Annotated in this window: 24 protein-coding genes and 1 tRNA gene; 20 read left to right on the top strand and 5 right to left on the bottom strand. The window is 50.5% G+C overall.

Annotation, left to right across the window (positions count from 1 at the left end):
- The first annotated feature begins 24 nt into the window (after positions 1-24).
- The 3 genes from DWX33_RS14445 (at position 25) to DWX33_RS22905 (ending at position 2,721) form a co-directional block, all read left to right on the top strand.
- Positions 25-402: a hypothetical protein gene (locus DWX33_RS14445; RefSeq protein WP_121962352.1), complete on the top strand. Its 378-nt coding sequence runs from the start codon at positions 25-27 to the stop codon at positions 400-402.
- A gap of 245 nt (positions 403-647) precedes the next feature.
- Positions 648-1,769, top strand: a complete 1,122-nt coding sequence (locus DWX33_RS14450; RefSeq protein WP_121962353.1) for a DUF4249 domain-containing protein — start codon at positions 648-650, stop codon at positions 1,767-1,769.
- An 805-nt stretch (positions 1,770-2,574) separates the two neighbouring features.
- Positions 2,575-2,721, top strand: coding sequence for a hypothetical protein (locus tag DWX33_RS22905; protein ID WP_227713703.1), 147 nt, complete (start codon positions 2,575-2,577; stop codon positions 2,719-2,721).
- On the opposite strand, the gene DWX33_RS14460 is transcribed toward DWX33_RS22905, so the two are convergent.
- Together DWX33_RS14460 and DWX33_RS14465 are read right to left on the bottom strand one after the other, a co-directional pair.
- Positions 2,714-3,211 carry a glucosaminidase domain-containing protein gene (locus tag DWX33_RS14460; protein WP_121960880.1) on the bottom strand — a complete coding sequence of 166 codons (498 nt, stop codon included), beginning with the start codon at positions 3,209-3,211 and terminating at the stop codon, positions 2,714-2,716. The genes DWX33_RS22905 and DWX33_RS14460 overlap by 8 nt on opposite strands.
- A 41-nt stretch (positions 3,212-3,252) precedes the next feature.
- Positions 3,253-3,711 carry a hypothetical protein gene (locus tag DWX33_RS14465; RefSeq protein ID WP_005868064.1) on the bottom strand — a complete coding sequence of 153 codons (459 nt, stop codon included), beginning with the start codon at positions 3,709-3,711 and terminating at the stop codon, positions 3,253-3,255.
- Between the two features lie 141 nt (positions 3,712-3,852).
- Here DWX33_RS14465 and DWX33_RS14470 point away from each other — a divergent pair, with 141 nt between their 5' ends.
- The 3 genes from DWX33_RS14470 (at position 3,853) to DWX33_RS14480 (ending at position 4,978) form a co-directional block, all read left to right on the top strand.
- Positions 3,853-4,074, top strand: a complete 222-nt coding sequence (locus DWX33_RS14470) for a DUF4248 domain-containing protein (protein WP_005868065.1) — start codon at positions 3,853-3,855, stop codon at positions 4,072-4,074.
- A gap of 210 nt (positions 4,075-4,284) precedes the next feature.
- Positions 4,285-4,578 (top strand): type II toxin-antitoxin system HigB family toxin, encoded by a 294-nt coding sequence (locus tag DWX33_RS14475; RefSeq protein WP_036613722.1) that lies wholly within the window; start codon positions 4,285-4,287, stop codon positions 4,576-4,578.
- A gap of 16 nt (positions 4,579-4,594) precedes the next feature.
- Complete coding sequence (locus DWX33_RS14480) at positions 4,595-4,978, top strand: type II toxin-antitoxin system HigA family antitoxin (protein WP_122380592.1); 384 nt, start codon at positions 4,595-4,597, stop codon at positions 4,976-4,978.
- A 190-nt stretch (positions 4,979-5,168) separates the two neighbouring features.
- Here the strand turns inward: DWX33_RS14480 and DWX33_RS14485 are convergent, their stop codons facing one another.
- On the bottom strand, positions 5,169-7,340 hold the full coding sequence (locus DWX33_RS14485) for a BT4734/BF3469 family protein (RefSeq protein ID WP_122380593.1): 2,172 nt from the start codon (positions 7,338-7,340) through the stop codon (positions 5,169-5,171).
- A gap of 119 nt (positions 7,341-7,459) precedes the next feature.
- Positions 7,460-7,804: a hypothetical protein gene (locus DWX33_RS14490; protein WP_048928278.1), complete on the bottom strand. Its 345-nt coding sequence runs from the start codon at positions 7,802-7,804 to the stop codon at positions 7,460-7,462.
- A gap of 165 nt (positions 7,805-7,969) precedes the next feature.
- Between DWX33_RS14490 and DWX33_RS14495 the strand changes: the two genes are divergently transcribed.
- The 13 genes from DWX33_RS14495 to DWX33_RS14555 all read left to right on the top strand — a co-directional run bounded on the left by DWX33_RS14495 (position 7,970) and on the right by DWX33_RS14555 (position 23,866).
- The gene (locus DWX33_RS14495) at positions 7,970-9,700 is read left to right on the top strand and encodes an ATP-binding protein (protein WP_121960878.1); all 1,731 of its coding nucleotides are present in this window, start codon (positions 7,970-7,972) and stop codon (positions 9,698-9,700) included.
- A 38-nt stretch (positions 9,701-9,738) separates the two neighbouring features.
- Positions 9,739-10,431 (top strand): hypothetical protein, encoded by a 693-nt coding sequence (locus DWX33_RS14500; protein ID WP_121960877.1) that lies wholly within the window; start codon positions 9,739-9,741, stop codon positions 10,429-10,431.
- Positions 10,428-13,181: a TonB-dependent receptor gene (locus DWX33_RS14505; protein ID WP_122380594.1), complete on the top strand. Its 2,754-nt coding sequence runs from the start codon at positions 10,428-10,430 to the stop codon at positions 13,179-13,181. The genes DWX33_RS14500 and DWX33_RS14505 overlap by 4 nt, the downstream gene beginning before the upstream one ends.
- 12 nt (positions 13,182-13,193) lie before the next feature.
- Positions 13,194-14,354: a DUF4249 domain-containing protein gene (locus DWX33_RS14510; RefSeq protein ID WP_121962355.1), complete on the top strand. Its 1,161-nt coding sequence runs from the start codon at positions 13,194-13,196 to the stop codon at positions 14,352-14,354.
- 10 nt (positions 14,355-14,364) lie between these two features.
- Positions 14,365-16,047 carry a hypothetical protein gene (locus tag DWX33_RS14515; protein WP_122380595.1) on the top strand — a complete coding sequence of 561 codons (1,683 nt, stop codon included), beginning with the start codon at positions 14,365-14,367 and terminating at the stop codon, positions 16,045-16,047.
- Positions 16,048-16,115: 68 nt separating this feature from the next.
- Positions 16,116-16,352, top strand: a complete 237-nt coding sequence (locus tag DWX33_RS14520) for a hypothetical protein (RefSeq protein WP_005868073.1) — start codon at positions 16,116-16,118, stop codon at positions 16,350-16,352.
- Positions 16,334-16,648, top strand: coding sequence for a type II toxin-antitoxin system RelE/ParE family toxin (locus tag DWX33_RS14525; RefSeq protein WP_122380596.1), 315 nt, complete (start codon positions 16,334-16,336; stop codon positions 16,646-16,648). Before DWX33_RS14520 ends, DWX33_RS14525 begins: the two co-directional genes overlap by 19 nt.
- A gap of 76 nt (positions 16,649-16,724) precedes the next feature.
- A complete protein-coding gene (locus tag DWX33_RS14530) occupies positions 16,725-17,747 on the top strand; it encodes a low specificity L-threonine aldolase (protein WP_005868076.1) in 1,023 nt (340 codons plus the stop codon).
- A 14-nt stretch (positions 17,748-17,761) separates the two neighbouring features.
- Positions 17,762-19,648, top strand: coding sequence for an endonuclease/exonuclease/phosphatase family protein (locus tag DWX33_RS14535; RefSeq protein WP_057326643.1), 1,887 nt, complete (start codon positions 17,762-17,764; stop codon positions 19,646-19,648).
- 8 nt (positions 19,649-19,656) lie between these two features.
- On the top strand, positions 19,657-20,982 hold the full coding sequence (locus tag DWX33_RS14540) for a nucleobase:cation symporter-2 family protein (RefSeq protein WP_122380597.1): 1,326 nt from the start codon (positions 19,657-19,659) through the stop codon (positions 20,980-20,982).
- Positions 20,983-20,988: 6 nt separating this feature from the next.
- The gene (gene xpt, locus DWX33_RS14545; RefSeq protein ID WP_005855972.1) at positions 20,989-21,555 is read left to right on the top strand and encodes a xanthine phosphoribosyltransferase; all 567 of its coding nucleotides are present in this window, start codon (positions 20,989-20,991) and stop codon (positions 21,553-21,555) included.
- Between the two features lie 10 nt (positions 21,556-21,565).
- Positions 21,566-21,979, top strand: a complete 414-nt coding sequence (locus DWX33_RS14550; protein ID WP_005855973.1) for a PaaI family thioesterase — start codon at positions 21,566-21,568, stop codon at positions 21,977-21,979.
- A 27-nt stretch (positions 21,980-22,006) separates the two neighbouring features.
- Positions 22,007-23,866: a ChbG/HpnK family deacetylase gene (locus tag DWX33_RS14555; protein WP_057326645.1), complete on the top strand. Its 1,860-nt coding sequence runs from the start codon at positions 22,007-22,009 to the stop codon at positions 23,864-23,866.
- A gap of 195 nt (positions 23,867-24,061) precedes the next feature.
- On the opposite strand, the gene DWX33_RS14560 is transcribed toward DWX33_RS14555, so the two are convergent.
- Positions 24,062-24,133, bottom strand: a tRNA-Met gene (locus tag DWX33_RS14560).
- A 150-nt stretch (positions 24,134-24,283) separates the two neighbouring features.
- Between DWX33_RS14560 and DWX33_RS14565 the strand changes: the two genes are divergently transcribed.
- On the top strand, positions 24,284-24,877 hold the full coding sequence (locus DWX33_RS14565) for a TetR/AcrR family transcriptional regulator (protein WP_005855975.1): 594 nt from the start codon (positions 24,284-24,286) through the stop codon (positions 24,875-24,877).
- Positions 24,878-24,891: the final 14 nt, after the last annotated feature.

Consider the following 24,891-nt stretch of genomic DNA (forward strand, 5'->3'; position numbering starts at 1 on the left):
ATGTTAATTTTAACAGTTAGGGTTATGAAAAAGGTTTTATTTATATTATGTGCGCTGTTTGCGCTGCAAATGGCAAATGCGCAAGAGATCTTGATTGAAGTGGAAGATACCGGAACTGATTTGGTGGAGGTGGCTGCCGGTGGTTATACATTGAGTGGTCCTAGCTCTTACCAGTTGACTGGTACTTCTGGGGTAGGATCTACCTATGTGCTTAGTCCTTCTCTTCCTGCGGGAGCCACAGTGGAGTGGTCTATTCCTGGATCTGGTCGAGCTTATGTGTATCCTGCAGGATATGGATGTTATATAAATATTTATGATGTGGGCTCTTACCGTTTGACGGGAAAGATAACGGATAGTACCGGAAAATATGAGGTACAAGTTTATATAACGGTGTATAAATGATTGTCAGTCATATTAACTTATGACTGATTAATTAGCAATCATTTTTTTATAACTATTAGGAAATAGTATATATTCTAATATCTTAAAGTTAAAGGGACATTAAAGTTTCTAAGAAAAGCTTTAATTGTCCCTTTCTGATAAGGACATATTAAAGTAATGGTTTTGGAACTTAAGGTTTTGTTGTAAGTCTTTGTAGCGTGTAATGGATTAAGAATTCAATATTTTCCGAATAAGAATGTGTATATATGAAGAAATTATATATGTACATAACAGGGCTGGTAATGCTTTTGGGTTGTATCTCTGAATACGAGCCTAACACTATCGGCCAAATAGAGGGGTTATTGGTGGTTGAAGGCATGATTACTAATGACACGACAGAGATACGATTAAGCCGTAGCGTAAAAATATTGGATGATTTTGGTGAAGAAGAATCGATAACCGATGCGAACGTCTTTATCGAATGTGACCAAGGATTTACTTTTGAACCTGTTTGCGTAAGCGAAGAAGGTGTTTATATTATAAAGGTTGATAAGTTAGAGCCTGCGTATAAATATAGATTATCAATAAATTGGAATGATAAAGAATATAAATCTGAATATTTATCCCCTCTAGATACTCCGGCCATTGATAGTATATCTGTTGAAAGTTCAGCATCGGAAAAACCTGTCTATATTTGTGTCACGACACATGATAATGAGCCTGAGCCGACTTATTATAAATGGAGTTATCGGGAAATATGGGAATTTAACGCTGATCTGTTTGCGAACGCCGGATATTTGAATGATAAATTCTATATGTTTGAAAGACATACGTCACAAAATACCTATTATTGCTGGGGAAGGGATAGCTCAAAAGTTATGTTATTGGCGACAACGGATAAGTTGACGGAAAATCTTATATATGAGAAGAAACTAATTGAGATTCCCCGGGATCATGATAAATTGAAAATCCTTTATTATATAGAAGTCAAGCAGAATCGCATACGGAAAGGGGCCTATGCGTATTTCGAGAACATGCAGAGAAATATCGAGCAAGCTGGAAGCATCTTTTCTCCTATACCTGCCGAGATGAGGGGTAACATAGTTTGCGTATCCGATCCGAAGGAATGGGTATTAGGTTATGTGGATGTAACTAATACAACGATCATGAAACGCTTTATGCCGGAGCTAAGAGATTTATATCAGGCTTCTTATGACTGTGCGAAGAATATCTTCACAGGAATGGCACCGGATGGTTATACTTATTATATTTATAGTGGGACGCCAACTGTTCCTAACCTCTATGCGCCCATTCGCTGTGTAGATTGTACTTATGATGGGCGAGGTACGAAGAATAAACCTTCTTGGTGGCCTACGGACCATTTGTGATTGTTTGTCATCCGTATCGTTTCCATTCTTCGTTTTTTAAGTTTGACATATTCATCATTGACGATATAAATATACGACCTGCCGTTAGAGCTCATGATGCCGAGTGATGCCTCTTGAGCATCTTAACACTTCATGATGGGCCTTGTTAAGGCTCGCCTAATAATCTTTTTGGGGGTGCTATAAATGTTTTATTCAAGGCTTGTCAAGTGATTAGTTATTCACTTGAAGAGCTTTATACCGGTGGTTTAGTATGTTTGTTAATGTGTTATTATAGAGTTGTTTATGTTATAGTAATCGCTTCCTCCTATCGGTTAGGTGTGGCCTACGGTTATTCTCGGTGGATATTGGGGATGATGTGAGAAAAGAGTGTACAGGGCTTGAGGAGGGTCTATGTCTACAGAAAAGACGCCGGAAGATTTATTTGTTTTTTGTGGCAAAACAAAGGAGGTCGTATGGAAGAGTAGACGGTACGGAAGTGGGGCATCACAGCCGGATCCCATTATGGATGTTTGGGTTGTTATACTAAAGGAACACGCAGACTTATTTTGCTGATAATTTATAATATCTGCGTTCGTCCGCGTGCTCCGCGTTGTCCGCGTCCGGTAGTACCGGCTTTGGATACCCTCTTCTTCGTTTGTCAGCCCCAGTACTTCAAGAGGCACCCTGCGCACCCCGCTATAAGGAGGGTGTAGCCGGAGATACCCAGCCAGTCCGCCCCGGGGGGCGGTGGGGAGGAGGGGGGCCGTCGTGGCGGAAGAGCGTCAGCGAGGCGCCGATCGCCGCCAGCGTCACCTCCGTCTCCCGCATGAGGAGAGAGAGGAGGGCTAGCAGGAGAAGGAACAGCGCCGGTAGCGTCTGTCGTTTCGGGAACAGGGGGATGCTGCGGGAAGATGACCCGGAGGAGCGCCGTGAGGCAACGGAGGATGAGTTCAAGGTATTTCATTTTAGTTGACAGTTGATGATAGGGGCGGCATCTGCCCGCCCTTTTGATTGACGATTGATAGTTGCGAGCTGATTTTTCGGCAAAGCTGGACGATCAGCTTACGATAGGCTTCCCGGTTGTCGCCGTTCACCTCGCTGATGTAGGGGCTGTAGGCGATCTCCTTGGCGAAGGCCGTAGGGTTGGCGCTCATGTCGGCCGCCCGGGGATAGGCCGAGCGAAGCAGGCGGCAGTAATCCATGAACGAGCACTTATCGTCCGGGTAGATCCGGAAACGTAGCGAGCGGGGCGACAGCTCCGTCCACCGGCCGGTCCACCATACGTTGGGCAGCCCGTAGGCCGTGATGCCGAAAAAGTTATGATACTCCCGGCAGAGCGTACTCTCACCCCAACCCGTCTCGGTGGCCGCCTGCGCCAAGATCACCACCGGATCGATCCGGAACGCCCGCCCGGCCTCCCCGGCCAGCGGAGCGTATTCACGTATAAAAACAGAAATCTCCATACCACTTAATTTTCAATTTTCAATTCTCAATTTTCAATTCCCTAAATCTCGTCCGGGCTCTCGGAATCGCTCCCGCCACCTCCCGGGGTCACCTCCCCGTTCGAGTACTCGGTGTACTCGCGGAGCTTGGCCGTCAGCTTGAGCGAGGCGCTGGAGAGGTTGCCCGTGGCACGGGCACGGAGGCGTACGCCGGTGATATTGCCTTGCGTGGAGAAATCCTCCGGCGTGACGGCCCCCTTCGAGCGGATGCCCACGCTGAAGATGCCGAGGTCGTCTATCTTCACGTTCTTGCCGTCCATCAGCAGCTCCTTGATACAATTCACCATGTCCTTCAGCATGCCGTGGATGGCGCCGGTGGAGAAGGGGGTGTTGTGGGTGGACATGTGCTCGGCCAAGGCGGCGATGTCTACCGTCTCCTCGCATACGGCACGGGCATACCACTTGTTGAAGGTTGTCACGTTCTTCTCGTTCTTGTTTTGATACTTCTTGTAGCGGATCATAATGTGTTGTTTTTTAATGTTGATACAAAGATACGGCAGGGCATGGGGGCTTTGTCGCTTTGGGTGACTTAGGGTGATTTCGGGTGAATTATTTCTCCGGAAAATGATGGATATATGCCGGAGATTCACTATCTTTAGGATATGGAAACAACATTCAAGATACGAGCGTACGGGCGGATGGAGCTGGCCGAGGTCTACCTGCCCGACCTGCATCCCCGCTCGGCCCACCGCAAGCTGCAACATTGGATAACGATCTATCCCGGCCTGCCCGGTCGCCTCCTCTCGCTGGGTTATCACGAGGGCGAGCGGGTCTATTCGCCCGCCATGGTGCGGGCCATCATCGAGTCGCTCGGCGAGCCGTGAGAGCCGGATGGTATCCGGGTGGAATAGGGGCGCTAAGTCAATGGAACGCAAGACGGATTCCATTGACTTAGCGACCGTATCTCATTGGTTTTCGAGCCGTGTCTCAATAAAAAGCGCATGGGGAATTGTATGCGTCGGCAAAATAATCCTTGCGAAATCTTCCACTATTGGGAATTTTATTTTACTTTTGTATCACTGAAGAGAAAGAAAATGAAGATCATTGATTCTGAAAAACTAGAGAAGTTTATTCGTAAACATGTTGATGCGGATAAACCAATCCAAAAATGGATAGAAACATGTGAAGCCGCTAACTGGAAGAATCATTCTGATCTGAAAAATGATTTTCTTTCTGCGGATTACGTTGGCAATAGCCGGTATGTATTCAATATTAAAGGTAATAACTATCGGATTGTTGCTGTCGTAGTTTTCTTTGCGGGTCGGATGATTATCCGTTTTATCGGTACACATCCGGAATATGATAAGATTGATGTGAAAACTATTTAAAGAAGAGGAGCATATTATGGTTATTAAAAATGATGCTCAATACAGAGAGTATAAGAACACGATGGAAACAATTATCGCAAAGGGGACACAACTTGGCGATATGGAACTTTTGCCACAGTCTGATAAAAACGAGTTTATCTGCCTTACCGATGCGATCCATGAATGGGAGGCAGCCTATCATCCATTGCCCGGTAAAGTATCCTCGCTGATAACAGACGAGATAAAAAAGCGGATGGTAGATAAAAAGATCAAACAAAAAGAAGCTGCGAAGATGCTTGGCATATCAGAGTCCCGAGTTAGTGAATTGCTGAACGGGAAACGTGCGCTTAACCTAAATATTGCTAAACGCTTACGTGATTGTTTTGGGATTCCCGCTGATTTTATACTTGATCATATTTAAGGGGTAGGGCGCAAGGGTGCGTATCTTTATGGGTTTTCAGGGCGATTAGGGCGATGTTTTACGTGGTTTTGAAAAACTTTTCGTATAAAGTAATTTTGTGTCTTACTTACTAAGTGTGTATCTATTTTTTTATTTTCGGAAAATGTTTTTGCGAACACGTAAAAGATCGCCCTAATCGCCCTGAAGGTACTTATAAAGGAAGCCTAGGATCGCTGTTATCCTTTTGATCTTTAGTTATATCCTTGTCGTTTTTATTGGATTTCACTTGCTCTTGTTCAGGGCGATAGAAATTGTGTTTTACTTGTTCTAAGGTGATCTCTACCACCTCGAACAGTCGTTTTCCGTTCGATTTTACGTAGTTAAAACCATGTTTTTTCAGCACCTTGCTCAACGTAACTATATTAGAACGTGTCGGCGTGATACGTGTAAATACACTTAGTTTCGTCATAATATCGCTCGCCGTAAGATACTGTGGCGTGTCGAAACGCTCCGGTTTGCGGAAATAGGTGAAGAACAATTCCTCCTCGGGGCTTCGCTGGCGGAAGGTCTCGTTGTTCTCGTTGATCTTTCGGATGTCTTCGCCGGAGAACCAGTATTTCTCGCCCCGGCGGAAGAGGGCGAGGGCTTGGGCGTAGATGTCGGCGTGTCGCACGGGCGACTGGTAATCGATCCGTGTGGCCTCGAAGCAGAGGAAGCGGCGAGACTCGTTATCGTCCGGCAGCGATTGCAAGTCGTTCACCGTGGCGGCGAAGGAGGCGTGGCGTATCTGCGTCTCGGCATAGTGTCCGTACGGGCGGCGCAGGTAGATGACCCCGGTGGAGGTGAGCGCCTTGAGGCGGTTCAGATCGGCGTAGCTCTGGCCGGACATCTCGTCGATGACGATCAAGAGGCAGTCCACCATCATCTGCGGGAAACCCTTGCTATACGGATTGACATTGCCCGTGAAAAGATAGTCCCGCAACTCGGGCGGCACGAGGTTCCGCAGCCACGAGGTCTTGCCCAGCCCCTGCCCGCCGGCCAGCAGCAGGATGGTATGGTTTTCCACGCCTAACTCCATGGAGCCGGCCACCCCGGCGATAAGCCAGCGCTTGAGGCAACCCCGCCAGAAGGCGGGCCGGGTGGTGTCCACGGTATCGGCCAGCTGCCCGATCCAGTCCGTCACCCCGTCCCACGGGGCCAGCCCCTCGAAATACGAGCGGAAAGGGTGGAACGTCTCGCTGAAGTCCGACATCAGTATGGCCCGGATGTCGTTATGCGAGCAGTAGTGGCCGTCCTTCAGGAGACTCCGCCAGAGCGAGTTCACCCAGTAGTCGGTCACCGGCTTGAAGACCGGCTTTTGGCCGTTCCGCTTTTTCTTCGAGGCCACCTCCACGTACCCCCTCACGCCGTTCTTGCGGGTGAGGAAACGCTCGGATATATAGGCCTCCACGGCGACCACGTCCAGCGGGCCCCCGCCCTTTTTCCGGGAGGTGGCGGCGCTCGTCTCGGCGGCGTGCTCCTCCACGTGGCTGTAGGCGCTCTCGATGGCGGCGAGGCGTTCCTCCGCCGGCAAGTCGGCGAAGGCGGTAGCGGCGTAAGCCTCCATCTCGGCCCGCTTCACGCCCAGCCGGTTCGCCCGTGCGGCCATGACGAAGATGAAGTTATTGCGGTTGCCCTCGGCGTAGGCGCCTTTCCGCTCGGCGGTCCGGCGTGCCTTCTCCAGTGGCGAGGCCACCTTCCTTTCCTTCGCCCCGGGAGCCGTCTCGCTAACCTCCTCCTTCCAAGTAAGGGGTAGCGGGGCGAGGCCCTCCGGTAGCTCGCCGGTACCCTCCAGCCAAGGGCGGTAGGCAGGCGAGAGGTATAGGGCGGGATCGTCCGATACGAAGCAAAGCCGCCCGATGTCGCTGCCCGAGGTATCCAGCTCCACGCCGAGCCGGGCGGCGTACCAACGGCTCATGGCCTCGTAGACCCTCCGGTGATTACCCGGCGTGGCGGTCTCGTCCGTGGCGGCGTAGGCGATGAGTTTCGCCCCGTCGCCGCTGGGACTGCGGAAATACGCCACGGTGTAGGGCGCTTCCGTGGCGAGCGGGGTGATACGCTCCAGCTCCCGTTCCCCTACGTGGTCGATGTCGAGTACCACCAATTGGTTATAGCGGGTGATGTGAGGGTCGAGGCGTTTCCCGGAGTAGGTGGCCTGTGGGGTGAAAGCGGGCAGTTTTTTCTTTAGTTTGGCGGCCAGTTCCTTATCGCCCGACGCTAGCGCCTCCCGCGTCTCATCGATGAACTGCTTGTACGTTCCTCTTTGGATGTTTTCCAGTACGCCCGCTAGCGAGGCGTCTCCCTTGTATCGTCCGAAAAGGGCGAATAATGACGTGTTTATCATACTATATTTTTAAGTGATAAAAAAAGAGCCAGTGTCTCTGGCTTGATGCCGCTAAGGTAGGGAGGCGCTTTGGGACGCCTCCCAAGTTTTAACTTTTGTTGTGAAAAACGGGAAGCTTGTTATTCATGCGCTTTCCCGTATTCCTCCTGCGCCGTCGAGAGGATGCTCCGGAAGCTCCTTGGCTCCGGGCAGCCGTTGGGGTGTATCTCGAACACCTCGTCCAGCGCCCGTATCATGGCTTCCCGGTTCGTCTGTCCGTTCACCCGGAACCGCGGGTCATTGAGGATGGGCAGCGTCAGCCGCACGAAGTCTTTCACGGAGCCCGTGTAGATGATCTTCTCCCGTTTAACCAGATCCTCCTCCGGCTGGTAGTCTTTAAACAACTTATGCGCCCCTTTCGCGTCTTTTTTCAAGTCCACCCATGCCTTTTGGGCATTTTCCAGACTATCCAGCAGCTTTCTCACGCTTGTTTCCGCTTCCCGGAAACTGATTTTTTTTCATATATGATTAATTGTTAAAGTTAAAAACATCGCAAAGGTACATTATCCGCGTGATAATTCCTCGGAAGTTGTTGCTTTGCCGGATATATATGCTTATATTTGTAATTACTCATAAAAACAAAGATCGCTATGATAATAAAGAAGATTCCTTACGGACTGACGGATTTTGAGAGGATTAGGAAAGAGCCGTATTATTATGTGGATAAGACTCATTATATCGAGTGGTTGGAGGAATCTGCCAATTTCTTCTTCTTGATCCGTCCGAGGCGTTTTGGAAAGTCTTTGTTTATCAACATGCTTAGATGGTATTACGATATCTATAGGCGGGATCGTTTCAAGGAAATCTTCGAGGGGCTGTATATCGGTTCGCATCCTACGGCGGAGCAAGGGAAATACCTTGTGCTCGATTTTAATTTCGCCGGCGTGAATCCGGACCCGGATCGATTGCTGGCCTCGTTCAATGATAATTGCTCGATGCGTTTCGATCTTTTCGCCGGGCTTTACGGACATATGTTCAATCCCGGTTTCGCCAGTGAATTGAAAAGACTCAAGAACGCGGACGAGAAATTGAACTACCTGATCGGGCAGGCTACGTTACTGGATCTTCCGATCTACCTGTTCATCGATGAGTATGATAATTTCACGAACGCCATACTCGCCAATGTGGGGAATGAGCATTACCGTAAATTGACACATGGCACGGGGTTCTTCCGCTATTTCTTTAATAAGCTGAAAGAAGGTGCCACGGGAAACGGACCGATCAAGCGTATGTTCATCACGGGAGTCTCTCCGGTCACCATGGATGACGTGACAAGTGGATTCAATATCGGTGCCAATATGAGCACCGATCCCCGGTTTAACGGGATTATCGGGTTTAGCGAGCGGGAGGTACGTGATATGTTGTCTTATTATAAAGACGTGGATATGCTGGCCGGAGAGGTAGATGAGGTGATCGGCGTGATGAAGCCATGGTACGATAATTACTGTTTCTCGAGAGATTCGCTCCACGAGCCGATGTATAACTCGGATATGGTGCTGTATTTCCTGAATCATTATCTTCCGTTGAAAAAAGTTCCGGAGAACATGATCGATAACAACATCCGTACGGATTATAATAAGCTCCGTCATTTGATTCGCTTGGACAAGAAAATGGGCATGAACGCCTCTATCATCCAAGACATCGTGACGAATGGCGAGACCGTAGGTACCATCAAGACGGCTTTCCCCGCCGAGGATCTGGCAAAACCGGATAATTTTAAGAGCCTGCTCTATTATTTCGGGCTGCTTACCATACGGGGTACTAAATGGGGGAGTACCCTATTGGCGATCCCTAACTTGACGGTTCGTGAGCAGTTGTACTCCTATTTGGTGGAGGCTTACCGGAGCGCCGATTTATTTTCCCTCGAGATGGATCGGCTGGGGATGCTCGTGGCTAGCATGGCCTACGAGGGAAACTGGAAACCTGTCTTTGAGTACTTCGCCTCTGAATTGAAGCGACAAAGCTCTATCCGTGAGTTTATCGAGGGTGAGGCGCACGTAAAGGGCTTTTTGTTGGCTTACTTGGGCTTGACCCGTACTTATATAATTCATCCGGAGTATGAGGCGAATAAGGGATATGCGGACTTCTACATGATGCCCGATTTGTTGCATCAACCGGAGATCGTCTATAGTTATATCGTAGAGGTGAAATATGCCCGTCGTGACGCCTCCACCCCGGAGATAGAATCGCTGAGGACTGAGGCTGCCGGGCAATTGAAACGTTATGCCGAAGATCCTAAAGTGAGAGAGACGAAGGGAAATACGAAACTTCGCCTGATAACACTGATATTTAAAGGCTGGGATTTGGTGGCTTGTGATTGAATGCCTATATTTGGCATGAAACTTTAAATCTGTATCTTATGAGAAAGCTTCTGGGGTTTTTATGCGTATGCGCGTTGGCTATCGCTACGGCTAGGGCACAAGATGCGGTGGATGACTATGTCTCTTCCGCCGCCGGCCAAGCCGTGATCTACCATGGGAAGGAGCAATTAAAATATCCCACCTCGATAAGAAATCACCCCTATTTGAAGAGCGAGAAATACGTACCCGGGGATCTTAGCTTCGAAGGCATTCTCTACAAGGACGTGAAAATGCGCTTAGACCTGTACAAGAATGAGTTATTACTGCTCTCTCCGGACAATCGCTATAATATCGTCTTGCCGAGCGATCGGGTAGACTACGCTGAGTTTCATGGGTACGATATCTTCTACAGGTATCCGGACGAGCGGTCGGGCAACCTGCCGGAAGGCTATTACCTACGGTTGTATGAAGGGAAGTGTACCGTACTGGGGAAATGGTCTTGTATATTATCTAAGACGATAAAAGATATGAAGCTCGATGAATCCTTCGATCAGTCCGTAAAATACTACATCCGGAAGGAGGGCGTTTACTATACCGTGAGGAGCAAGGGCTCCGTGTTGAAGGTCTTCAAGTCCAAGAAAAAGGAGTTAGCCCGGTATATCAAGCGGCGAAAGCTGGATTTCAAGCACGCTCCCGAGGAAGCCATCGTAGCCGTGGTGAGACAGTATGAACAGTTAAACGAGATCCCATGAGAAAGAGCCTATATATCGGTATGGTAATGTGCCTGCTGTCCGGCTGGACGGTGAGGGCGCAGCGGACGGTCGATCTGGATTTCCGGCAAGTAACCTTGAATGTCGTGTTCGACGCTATCGAGCGGCAGACCGGCCAGCCTGTCTACCGGCAACCCTTGGAGACGGACTCCATGGTCGTTAGCGTACACAGTGAGAAGGAAGAGCCCTTGGTGGCGTTGCGGCGTGCGTTGGAGGGGACTCCCTTCCAAGTATCCTCGTATGGCGGCGCCTTCTTTGTATTGAGAGATAACACCTTGATGACCTCCCTGCCCGAGAACTTCTTCCTGCGGGAGAAGCGGAGAGAGGGCGATGGCGACGAGGAAGGCTCCGGTATCTCCCTGATGGCGGGCCGGAAGCAGCAGAAGGCTACTTCCGAGAACAAGGTCTACGAGATCGGCGACGCGTCGGGCAAGGCGGCGGACCGGGTCACGGTGACCGGCAATATCAGCGATTTCAAGACCGGCGAGCCGATGGTGGGCGTGGCCGTGTTCGTGAAGGACCCGATGATCGGGGCTACTACCGACGCTTACGGCTATTATACGCTGCGCCTCCCTCCCGGACGGCACGAGCTGTACATACAAGGCATGGGCATGAAGGACACCCGGCGGCAGATCATACTCCATTCCGACGGCAAGCTGGATATAGAGCTGGAGGAACAGGTCTACACCTTGAAGGAGGTCACGATCTCCTCCGAGAAGATCGCCAACGTGCGGAATACGACGATGGGCGTGGAACGCCTGAAGGTGAAGGATATAAAGAATATCCCGATGGCGTTCGGCGAGGTGGATATCATGAAGGTAGTCATGTCGCTCCCCGGCGTGAAGGCGGTGGGCGAGGCCTCTAGCGGCTTTAACGTGAGGGGCGGGGCGACGGACCAGAACTTGATTCTCTTCAACGACGGGACGGTCTATAACCCGACCCACCTGTTCGGCTTCTTCTCCGTCTTCAACCCCGACGTGGTGAAGGACATGGAGCTGTACAAGAGCAGCATCCCCGCCAAGTATGGCGGACGTATCTCCTCGGTACTCGACATCAACAGCCGGGAGGGTAACAAGAAGGAGTTCAAGGGATCGGCGAGCATCGGCTTGCTGACCAGCCGCCTTACCTTGGAGGGGCCTCTCTTCTCCGAGAAGACCTCCTTTATCGTGGGCGGACGTACCACTTACTCGGACTGGATCTTGAAGAAACTCCCCGAGAAGAGCGGCTATAAGGATGGCAACGCCGGTTTTTACGACCTGAACGCCACGATTAACCATAAGTTCGACGAGCGGAACAACCTCTATCTGAATGGCTACTATAGCCACGACCGTTTCCGCTTTAACGTGGATGAGCGGTATGCCTACGAGAACGCCAACGCCTCGGTGAAATGGAGGCATATCTTCTCGGATCGTTTCACGGGGGTCCTCACCGCTGGCTACGACCATTATGGCTACAATACCCGTAATACGGATAACCCGGTGAACGCTTATTCCCTCGCTTTCCGTATCGACCAGATGTACGGGAAGATGGACTTCACGCATTACCTGAGCGATAAGCATACGCTGGATTTCGGCGCCAGCTCGCTGTTTTACGACTTGGAGCCGGGGAAATACCTTCCCTATGGCGGGGAGTCGTTGGTGAAGGAGGACCGGATGGAGAAGGAGAAAGCGGTGGAGTCCGCTATCTATGTGGGCGATCGTTGGGATATCACCTCCCAACTCTCCTTGAATGTGGGGGTCCGTTATTCCATGTTTAACGTATTGGGGCCCCGTACCTATAATCTCTATGCCGACGACCAACTGCCTTCCTTGGCTACCGTGACGGGTACGGTGGATAAGACCGGGGCGTTCAAGACTTACCACGGGCCGGAGTTCCGGGTATCCGCCCGTTATGCCTTTACCGAGGACTTCTCTGTGAAGGCAGGCTTTAATACGATGCGCCAGAATATCCATAAGCTATCCAATACGACCATCATGTCGCCCACGGATACGTGGAAGTTGAGCGACGCTAACATCAAGCCGCAGACGGGTATGCAAGTGGCCGCCGGGCTATACCGGAATTTCTTGAACAATACGATCGAGGTCTCCTTGGAGGGATATTACAAGACGATGAAGGATTACCTAGATTACCGGAACGGCGCCGAGCTGCTGATGAACCACCACATCGAGACGGACGTGCTGAGGACCGAGGGGCGTGCCTATGGCGTGGAGCTGATGGTGAAGAAAACGCAAGGGAAGTTGAACGGCTGGGTAAGCTATACCTACTCTCGCACGCAACTGCGGCAGAACGACCCGATGATCGTCACTCCCGTGAACAAGGGGGATTGGTACGCCGCCGATTTCGATAAGCCGCACGACTTGAAGTTCGTGGGTAACTATAAGTTCACGCATCGTTTCAGCTTCTCGCTGAATTGCGACTATAGCACGGGACGGCCGATCACCTTGCCGGTATCGAAGTATCATTACGGGGGCGGTGAGTTTGTCTACTATTCGGACCGTAATCAATACCGCATCCCGGACTTTTTCCGGATGGACGCCTCGTTCAACATCGAGCCGAGCCACCACCTGACGTTGCTCACGCATAGCACGATCTCTTTCGGAGTCTATAACCTGACGGGGCGAAAGAACGCCTACTCGGTGTATTATATATCGGAGAACGGGAAATTAAAGGGATATAAGATGGCGATATTCGGGGTGCCTATCCCGTTTGTCTCTTATAATATTAAATTTTAGGGGGGAGTTGAGATGAGGAAAGAAGCGAAGATAAAAGATTCTATAAAAGGCTTTCATTGGTGGCTGGGGGCTTTGCTGTTGTTATTGTCCGCCTGTGTCACGGATTACGAGCCGAAGGGCTTGGAGCAGGTACGGGATTTGTTGGTCGTGGATGGTATCATCACGAATGGCGAGACTACGATAAAGCTCCGGAGAAGCGTGGGCCTGACCGACGATTTCACGGAGGATGAGTTCGTGAATAATGCCAAGGTGGTGGTGGAGCGTGAGGATGGAGCTGTTTTCACTTGCGCTAATTCTTCCGGGAAGGGAGAGTATAAGGTGGATATGGGAGAGCTGGACCCGGGTAGCCGGTACCGGCTACATATCTCGCTGGATGGGCTGGAGTATGAGTCGGACTATCTGGGACCGGAGATAACGCCTCCGATCGACTCTCTCTCCTTGCTGAAGAAGGGGCCGGGAGAGGAGGTCCGTCTCTGTGTGTCTACGCATAATGCCCCGGATCGATCCTCTTATTTCCGCTGGATGTATAAGGAGAATTGGGAGGTGAAGGCGGAGATCTTCATGGCCGCCGAGAAAATGGGTAATACGGTCGTAATATATGATTTACTTACATCGAATAATTTGTATTATTGCTGGGGGAAGGACAGCTCGAAGGTGATCTCCCTAGGCAGTTCCGATAGGCTGACGCAGAACGTGATCGCTAACAAAAGTATCGCCTCGTATCATCCCAGCGATCGCCGTTTCTCGATGTTGTATCATGCGGAGGTGGAACAATATGCGTTGCACCGGGAGGCTTACGACTACTATTTTAATTTGCAGAAGAACATAGAGGAGTCTGGTAGTTTGTTTGCCCCTATCCCTTCCGAGATGAAAGGGAATATCCGCTGCGTGACGAACCCGGAGGTTCCGGTGATCGGTTTCGTGGAAGTAGCGACAGTAACTCGCCTCAAGCGTTTCTTTCCGGAGATAGAGAAGGTATATGAGGCCGAGGTTACGGGCTGCGCAAGCACGATCGTACAGGGATCGGAATATGATAATAATCCGGATTACGGATATGTTTCCTATAATCCGATGAATATGGAGAGTAATACGTATGCGCTGAAACGTTGTATGGATTGCGGCCGTTTTGGTTCGAAACAGAAGCCCTCTTGGTGGCCTACCAGTCATTTATAATTTAGTTGCTATGGAGAAGTCTATGATAAAACAATGGATCTTGTCGCTCCTCTGCCTCTTATGGGCGGGGCAAACGGTTCTCGCAGGGGAATTGCGAGAGCGGGTTTATCTGCAAACGGATAAGCAATTTTATCTGTCGGGCGAGCTTGTATGGATGAAATTCATTGCCACGGATTTGGACCAACGGTTGTCCGACGTGAGCAAGGTGGGATATGTGGAGCTTCTGGATAGCGCCTCGGCGGTCGTGCAAGCCCGACTCGTGCTGGAGAAGGGGGTAGGGAATGGTTGCCTGCAATTGCCTTCTACCTTGCCGACCGGAAACTACCGGCTGGTGGCCTATACCCGTTATATGCGGAACGAGGGGGAGGAGGTCTTCTTTGAGATGCCGCTGGCGGTGGTGAACACCTTCGTGACGAACGAGACCCTGCTGACGGATACTTTATTGCCCGCTTACTCTTTTACGAGGCGAGAGGGCCCGGTTTCCGTATCGCCGGACCGTATGACCTATGATACCCGTTCAGAGGGGGAGATCCGGATAAACGGCCTGCCCCCGGATCTACAGACCCTATCGGTCTCTATCGCCGGGATTGACTTGTATAAACCTTCCGCCCGGAGCGGTATCGTTGATTGGAAACAAAGCATGCCTGCTACGGGATCATCGCCTGCCGATCGTAAATTCTTGGCGGAATACGAGGGGCCGATCCTGACGGGGAAAGTGATCGATCTGTCTACGGGCGAACCTTCGTCTAAAGAGGCGGTGAGGCCTTTATTGGGCTTTTCCGGGGGTGAGATCCGTCTTTTCGGGGGGCAACTGGGCCCTGCCGGGGAGGTGATTTTCTTTACGAAACATATATCCGGGACGCACGAGATCGTGACGGTGGCTTTATCCCCTTCCTCCTCTCGCTACCGGGTGGACATCGAATCTCCTTACGCTACACATCCGGAGAAGGAGCTTCTCGCCTTGAGATTGAATCCCGCTTGGCAAGACGAGTTGGTGAAGCGGAGCGTGGGGCTACAGGTGTTGCATGCTTACCGGTCTGATTCCTTGGTTCGGGAAAAAGCGGAGAAGCCTTGGTTCCAGTGGCAACCGGATTGGAGTTATCTTTTAGATGAGTACACCCGTTTCACGACGATGGAGGAAGTCGTTATCGAGTTTATCCCCGGCCTTCGTTTCCGTAAGATGGATGGGGTTCGCCGGTTGGCGGTCCTGACCGAGGAGCGGATCGGGTATACGATCGGTAACTCATTGGTTTTATTGGATGGTATCCCCATCACCGATCACGAGATCATTTTTAAGTACGATCCCCTAAAAATCCGGAAGATCGATGTGTATAAAGGTAAGTACGTATTCGGTGGGCAGATATTCGACGGTATCGCCTCCTTCTCCTCTTACGAGCATAATTACCCGGGTCTGGTAGTCGATAACTCCACTCAGTTCTTTGATTATGAGGGCACGCAAGCCCAGCGCATCTTCTATATGCCCGCTTACCGGACAGAGGCCGAGAAGCGATCCCCCGTTCCGGATTTCCGCCATACCTTACTTTGGCGACCCGATATCCGGACAAACGGCGAGTCCTCTATATCCATCCCCTTTACCACCTCCGACCTGACCGGTGATTTCACCATCACCATCGAAGGCCTGACCCAAACCGGCGAGGCCCTCTACGCGACGGAACAATTTCAGGTAAAATAACGTGCGATATGGATTATTCTATTTATCTTTGTAACCTTACTATGGGAAATTAAATCGGATTGAAGATTATGGGAACATTGGAATTGAAATTATCATTGATACAACGGCTCAGTCTCATAAATGATGATGATTTGTTACATCGTATCAAGAGCTTGATTGATAGGATGGAGGAAAGGCAAGCCCTTCGCTTCTCGCCGGAAGTAAAGGTTGCCATAAAGCATGCGCGAGAAGATATCTCGGAGGGGCGTTTTATTGAAGATGAAGGACTGGATAGATATATGGAGCGATGGGTAAACGAAAGTTGATTTGGTCTCAATCAGCTTTGAATGATATGACCGAAATTTTTGACTATTATAATAAACGTAATAAGAGTAAAACGTACAGCACTAAATTATTAGGAGAGTTTAGGGCGATAATGTGTTTAATCCTTTCTTCTCCTCGTATGGGGATCAAGACAGAGGATGAGAATATCCGTTATGTGCTATCTGGTAACTATGCCTTATTTTATGAAATCAAGTCTTGTACAATAGAGGTCTTGATTGTTTGGGATTGCAGACAAAGTCCCGGGCGGTTGGAGATGTGCATCCGTCAACGTCGTTGATATGAAATAAAAACAATTCAAGATATCTTCATTCTCATCTTAAATCCGTACTTTTGGCGAAAAATCAGATTTAAAGATGAGAAGTTTCGCTAGTGACAACAATTCCGGCGTGCATCCCCGGGTAATGGATGCGATCATCAAGGCAAATGATAATCATGCGGTTGGATATGGTGATGATCCTTGGACAGAGGCCGCTACGAGTAAGATACAAGAAGTGTTCGGCAAGGATGCTTCTCCTTTTTTCGTGTTTAACGGGACGGGGGCGAACTCCGTGGCCCTGCAAGCCGTGACCCGTCCGTTTAATAGCATCCTGTGCGCCGAGACCGCCCATATCAACGTAGACGAATGTGGTGCTCCCGCACGGATGACCGGTTGCGCCATCGTCACGATTCCTACGACGGACGGTAAGCTGACACCGGAATTGATCCGTCCCCATCTGAAGAACTTCGGGGTTTGCCACCATTCGCAACCCAAGGCCGTTTATATCTCCCAAGTATCGGAATTAGGTACGATCTATACGATAGAGGAAGTGAAAGCGATCGCCGATCTCTTACATTCGTACGATATGTATCTGCATATGGACGGAGCACGCTTGGCGAACGCCTGCGCTTACCTGAATTGCACGATGCGCCAAGTGACCGTAGACGCAGGCGTGGATATCTTGAGCTTCGGAGGCACGAAAAACGGTATGATGATGGGAGAGGCCGTGGTCTCGTTCCGCCCGGAGATCACGGAGAACCTGCGATTTTACCGAAAGCAATCCGCTCAGCTAGCCTCGAAGCTACGTTATCTCTCCGCCCAGTTCATCCCTTATCTGGAAAATAACCTCTGGCTGGAGAACGCCATGAAAGCGAATATCAGTGCCGCCAAGCTAGCGGACGTGCTACGACAATACCCGGAGATTCATTTTACGCAGAAGATCGAGTCCAACCAGCTCTTCTTCACAATCCCTGCCGAGGCGTTGAGGAAGTTGCAAGATAAATATTTCTTCTATATGTGGAACGAGGAGATCAACGAGGCCCGTCTCGTTACCTCTTGGGATACTTCCGGCGAGGATATCGCTGAGTTCGAGCAGTCATTGAAAGAGATATTCGGTTAAGGTATAGATATAAAATGAATATAAACATTAGATCGAATCCTATGAGGAAATGGTTTATTTGGGCGATCGTTATGATCGGATGTTTGCCCATAAATAAGGCATTGGCACAGCAAAGCGGCGATGCCGAGCGGAATACGTTGCGTATCATGAGCTATAATATCCGCAACGGAAGGGGCATGGATGAGGTGACGGACCTCGGGCGTATAGCGGAGGCTATACGTAAGGTAGCCCCCGATGTAGTCGCCGTACAGGAGGTAGATAGCGTGACCGGAAGAAGCGGCGGGATCGACGTGCTCCGGACACTGGGAGAACGCACCCTGATGTTCCCTACCTACGCCCCGGCCATCGACTTTGATGGCGGTAAATACGGAGTAGGTATGCTGAGCAAGGAGAAGCCGGTGAGCTACCGCTATATCGCCCTTCCCGGACGGGAGGAGGAACGGGTCTTGCTATGGGTCGAGTTTGAGAGATATATCTTCTGCTGCACGCACCTTTCCTTGACGCCGGAAGACCGGATGCTCTCCTTGCCGATCCTTCGGCGGGAAGCCGCTTCCGCGCATAAACCCCTGTTTATCGCCGGGGATTGGAACGCTACGGCGCATTCCCCCTTTATCACGGAAATCAGCAAGGATTTCCAGTTGTTGAGCAATCCTAAACAGGCTACATTCCCGGCTTTCACGCCGGATAGCTGTTTGGACTATATAGCGGGTTATGTAAAGAATGGACAGCCCTTTACCCGTTTGTCCGCATGGGTTCCCGAAGAGGCGGTGGCATCGGATCATCGCCCGGTCGTAACGGAGGTTCGTCTGAAGGCTAAGCCGGAAGAGATCTTTTATGCGGCGCCCTATCTCCAAAATCCTACGGAGGGCGGCATAACGGTGATGTGGCAGACCCATGTCCCTACGTATAGTTGGGTAGAATACGGTACGGACACGCTGAACCTGAAAAAGGCCCGTACCATCGTGGACGGTCAAGTGATATGCAACGGCTTGCATAATAAGATCCGGCTGACGGACCTACGACCGGGGCAAACCTATTACTACCGGGTATGCTCGCAGGAAATCATGCTTTACCAAGCCTATAAGAAAGAGTTTGGCGAGACGGCGGTATCCCCGTTCTACACCTTCACGCTCCCTTCCGCATCCCAAAAGGATTTCACGGCCTTGATCTTTAACGACCTGCATAAGCATATCCCGACCCTAGACGCCTTATACGGGCAAGTGCGTGATATCCCTTATGATTTCGTGGTATTTAACGGGGATTGTATAGACGATCCCGCCAATGAGAAAGAAGCTTTGTATCATTTGGCTTATTTATGCGGGAAGGTGGGCGCCAGTCATGTACCCGCTTTCTTCCTTAGAGGCAACCACGAGATACGCAACGCTTACTCGATCGGCCTGCGTGCCTTGTTTGACTATGTGGGCGATAAGACGTATGGGGCGTTCAACTGGGGAGATACCCGTTTCGTCATGCTGGATTGCGGCGAGGATAAACCGGATAGCACATGGGTGTATTATGGCCTGAACGATTTCACCGGTCTCCGGAAAGATCAAGTGAATTTCCTCTCGAAAGAATTGAGCGGCAAGGAGTTTAAGCAAGCCTCGAAGCGGGTTTTATTGAACCATATCCCTATCTACGGAAACGGGGATGCCTATGAGCCTTGTCCGGAGCTTTGGGGAAGCCTGTTGGCGAAAGCCCCTTTCAACGTGAATATATCCGCCCATACGCATCAATACGCCTTCCACCCGAAAGACTCGTTGGGAAACAACTTCCCGGTGATCGTAGGCGGGGGGTATAAGCTCGATTCGGCTACGGTGATGGTATTGCGGAAGAAAGGAGACGAGATGAGTGTACGAGTGTTGAACGCAAAAGGGGAGACCTTATTAGACTTGAAACTATAAGAGACAGGATGAATACGGATTTGATTTACGGGATCGATGACCGTCCGCCTTTGAAAGAGACGCTTTTTGCCGCCATCCAGCATCTGCTGGCTATTTTCGTGGCGATCATAACACCTCCCTTGATTATCGCCGGGGCGCTGAAACTGGATCTGGAGACGACCGGCTTCTTGGTTTCCATGGCCCTGTTCGTCTCCGGGGTATCCACATTCGTTCAATGTCGTAAATTAGGACTGGTCGGGGCGGGGCTGCTATGTATCCAAGGCACCAGCTTCTCGTTTATCGGCCCGATTATCACGGCTGGTTTGTCGGGAGGGCTTCCCCTTATTTTCGGCGTTTGTATCGCCGCCTCTCCGGTAGAGATGATCGTGAGCCGTACTTTTAAGTATCTGCGCTCGGTGATTACTCCCTTGGTATCGGGTATCGTGGTGTTGCTCATCGGCTTGAGCCTGATCAAGGTAGGAGTGGTCGCTTGCGGCGGTGGGTATACGGCTATGGATAACGGTACGTTCGGTAGTTTGCGTAATATCGGGGTAGCTGTGTGCGTTTTGTTGAGTGTCTTGTTCTTCAATCGTTGTAAGAACAAGTACTTGCGGATGAGTTCCATCGTGTTAGGGTTGTGTATCGGTTACGCGATCGCTTTCGCCATGGGAATGGTGGATATGGAGGCTGTCTCCTCGCAGAGTTTGAGAGGGTTTAATATCCCGGTTCCCTTCAAATATGGATTGGATTTTAATATATCTTCATTCGTGGCGATCGCCTTGATCTATCTGATCACGGCGATCGAGGCTACGGGGGATATTACGGCCAACTCGATGATATCGGGGAAATCGATCGAGGGAGAAGGCTACCTGAGGCGAGTCTCCGGCGGGGTGCTGGCGGATGGGGTGAACTCGTTTATCTCCGGAATTTTCAACTCTTTCCCGAACTCTATCTTCGCCCAAAATAACGGGATCATCCAGCTGACGGGAGTCGCCAGCCGGTACGTAGGGTATTATATAGCGGGTATGCTGATCCTGTTGGGATTATTCCCGGTTGTCGGCGTTATCTTCTCCTTGATGCCCGATCCGGTGCTGGGAGGGGCTACCCTGCTGATGTTCGGTACGGTGGCGGCGGCAGGTATCCGTATTATCGCCGCCCAAGATATCAACCGGAAGGCCACGTTGGTGTTGGCGGTTAGTTTGTCCTTGGGGTTGGGGGTGGAACTGATGCCGGATATTCTAGGGGCCGCTCCTCAAGTGATCCGTGGCATTTTCTCCTCCGGCATAACGACGGGTGGCTTGACGGCCATTCTGGCGAATTTATTTATACGTGTAAAAGAAGATCAAACAGAATAACAAATTATGGAATTATTGAAGCAACGCATCTTGCAAGACGGCCGCTGTTATCCCGGTGGTATCCTTAAAGTGGATAGTTTTATCAACCATCAAATGGACCCGATGTTGATGTATAAGATCGCCGAGGAATTTATCCGTCGTTTTCAAGATCGTAAGATAAACAAGATCGTGACCATTGAGGCGAGCGGTATCGCCCCGGCCATTATGGTGGGTTATATCATGCAGTTGCCGGTGGTCTTCGTAAAGAAGAAGAAACCGAAGACGATGGAGAACATGCTCTCTACCGTGGTCCATTCCTTCACGAAGGATCGTGACTATACGGTATGTATCAGCAATAACTTCTTAACCCCGGAGGATCATATCCTGTTTATCGATGATTTCTTGGCTTACGGAAACGCCGCCATGGGAATGGTCGAGTTGGCGGAGCAATCGGGAGCCGTGATCGAGGGTATGGGTTTTATTATAGAGAAGGCGTTTCAAGATGGCGGGAATCTGCTGCGTGAAAAGGGCATACGTGTGGAGAGCCTCGCCATTATCGATAATCTGGATGATTGTAAGATAACGGTTCGTTAAAGGAAAAGATATGGATGAGAGAATAAAAGAAAAGTTGATTAACCGTGCGAAGACGAATCCTTATGTGAATTTTCTGGGGATCGACTTCACGGTTATCGAGGAAGGTCGTGTGGAGGCACATATGCCCTTGCATGACGAGCAGAGACAATATAGCGGCGTGACGCATGGGGGTGTCTTGGCTGCTTTGGCGGATACGATCGCCGGTTTCGCCGCCTATACGATGACTCCGCTGGAGAAGGACGTGCTGACGGCAGAATTGAAAATGTCTTTCTTACGGGCCGCTTGGGGCAATGAGCTGATCGCCAAGGGTACCGTGATCAAGGCGGGACGGAATATACATTTTTGTGAGTGCGAGATTTATTGCGACGATAAGTTGGTGAGCAAATCTTCCGGCACCTTCTGTGTGGTCCATCCCCAAGTATAGAAAAGATGTTACTTATTTATCAATATCATGAAGACTTCAAATGTAAAAAGAATCCTTTGCGGCTGCCTGTTGTTCGCCGCTACGTGGCCGGCATTCAGCCAGCCTGCCACGAATCCCCGCCTGATCATCCGTGCGGATGACATGGGGTCGTTCCGTTCCGCCAATATAGCGTGTATGGAAGGGTATAAGAATGGGGTGGAGACCTGTATAGAGGTTATGGTTGTCACCTCGTGGTTCCCCGAGGCCGCCCGGCTGTTGAGGGAGAACCCGGGGATAGATGTCGGGCTTCACCTGACGCTGACCAGCGAATGGGATAACGTGAAATGGCGTCCGCTGACGCATTGTCCCAGCTTGACCGATAGCAATGGCTATTTCTTGCCGATGATGTCTCCGAATCCCGCCTACCCGGGTCTGGCCATTCTGGAGAATACATGGAGCTTGGCCGAGATCGAGCAGGAGGCCCGGGCCCAGATAGAGATGGCCTTGAAGAACATTCCCCAGATCAGCCATATCTCCGGCCATATGGGATCGACCGGTTTCGATCCGGAGGTGGTGAAGCTGATGCGTCGCTTGTCCGAGGAATATCATCTGCCGGTCGTGGATCGGGTAGAGGCGATGCAGGAATACGATTTCACCTATTCCGGGTATGATGGAGCCTCCAAGACCCCGGCCGAGAAGGAGGCCAGTTTCATCCGGATGTTGGATAAGCTGGAACCCGGTAAACGCTATATGTTCTTGGATCACCCGGCCTTGGATAACGAGGAGATGAAAACCGTCGGGCATATCGGCTACGAGAACGTGGCGATGGACCGTCAAGGCGTGACCGATCTTTTTACCAGTCCGAAGGTGAAGCAAGCCTTGAAGGATAAGAACATAGACCTGATCAGTTATAACGACCTGACCAAGGAACTCCCTCGTGCGGAAGCCTCGAAAGCCTTGGATAAGGCGTTCGGCAATTATCTGCGGGCGGTGAAAAAGGCGGATCAAGACTTACATAGTATCATGATCCTCCAGCATGGAAAGGTCGTAAAGGAGCAATGGCTGGGTGAGGGCGACCGCCATACGCCGCATGTCTTGAACTCCGTTAGCAAGACCTTTACGGCTACGGCTATCGGTTTTGCCGTCGCGGAGGGTAAATTGAAGGTCACGGACAAGGTGATCTCCTTCTTCCCCGACCAATTACCGGCCGAGGTAAGCCCTTACTTGAAAGAGCTGGAGATACGTCACCTATTGACCATGTCCTCCGGCCATGATGTCGATCCCACCGCTTTAGTACGGCAGAAGGGGAACGAGAAGGCCGATTGGGCAAAGCTCTTCCTCTCGGCGCCGTTGGTACATAAACCGGGAACCTATTTCGTATACAACAGCCTCGGCACGTATATGCTTTCCGCTATCATCCAGAAGGTGACGGGGGAGAAGGTGATCAATTATCTCTATCCCCGTCTGTTCCGTCCGCTGGGTATCGTCGGCGCTACTTGGGAAGAGAGTCCCCAAGGCGTCAATTGCGGTGGTTGGGGTTTGTATCTCAAGACCGAGGATCTAGCGAAAATGGGTCAGTTTTTCCTGCAAAAGGGAAAATGGAACGATAAGCAATTGCTCCCCGAAAGCTGGATAGAGGAAGCCACCACCTCCAAGATAGCCTCTTTGCCCGCCGGTATGAGACCGGAGAACTTGAAGATGAAGCCGAAAGATAGCGACTGGTTGCAAGGCTACGGTTACCAGATGTGGCGTTGCCGCCATAACGCCGTTCGTGCCGATGGAGCCAATGGACAATACATTATTATATTGCCCGAGCAAAATGCGGTAATCGCCATGACTGCGAATATCGGCGATATGCAGGCCGAGATCAACTTGATATGGAAATATATCTTGCCTGCCTTGAGATAGGAGATGTAGGCCCTACGTCCGGGAAACCAATAAGAGCCCCCGGACGTAAGCCTATGACTTGTTGGGCGTAAGCGAATGGTTTACGGTACGTAAGTCAATGGATTGCGGGAAAAACTCAATGATTCCCACCCCGTAAACCATTGGGTTACGAAAAAAGAAAAGCCTTCTGGTCACAGACCGGAAGGCTTTTCTTAGTTGCGGAGGCAAGACTCGAACTTACGACCTTTGGGTTATGAGCCCAACGAGCTACCACTGCTCCACTCCGCGATATAGTTGCTATCATTTCTTGATTGCGAGTGCAAAGGTAGGGATATTTTCTTACAAAACAAATTTATTGCAAGTTTTTTTTAATATACTTGGTAGATACGATCTTTTTTAAGTACTTTGCGCACAGTTTTAATCAAAATGTGCAATACAATGCCGATGACAGTTTCTAAAACACGTGACATGTTGGTGGATGTGGCCAGACAATTGTTTGCCCGCATGGGGGTTGATAACACAACGATGAACGATATTGCACAGGCATCTCGTAAGGGGAGACGTACGCTTTATACGTACTTTAAAAGCAAGAACGAGATCTATTTGGCGGTAGTGGAGTCGGAGCTGGACCAGCTTCATAAGATGCTGGTGGACGTGGCCAGCAAGGATCTGCCGGCGGACGAGAAGCTGCTGACGTTTATCTATAGCCGCTTGGACGCTGTAAAGGCGTTGGTGTTTCGGAACGGTACGTTGCGGGCTACCTTCTTCCGTGATATATGGCGGGTGGAGAAGGTACGCAAGAGTTTCGACCTTCGGGAAGTGGAGATCATAAAGGGAATATTGGACGATGGCGTGAAGGAGGGTATATTCAGCATGCCGGACACGGACATTACCGCCCTCGTGCTCCATCATGCCTTGAAAGGGCTGGAGGTGCCCTATATCCGGGGGATCATGGGTGATAATATCAGCCAGCGGATTAAACGTAGAGACAATGTGATGAATTTAATATTCAACGGAATAAAGATTAAGTAAATCAAAGACACTAA

The organism is Parabacteroides sp. AF19-14, from assembly GCF_003635485.1.
GTDB lineage: Bacteria > Bacteroidota > Bacteroidia > Bacteroidales > Tannerellaceae > Parabacteroides > Parabacteroides distasonis.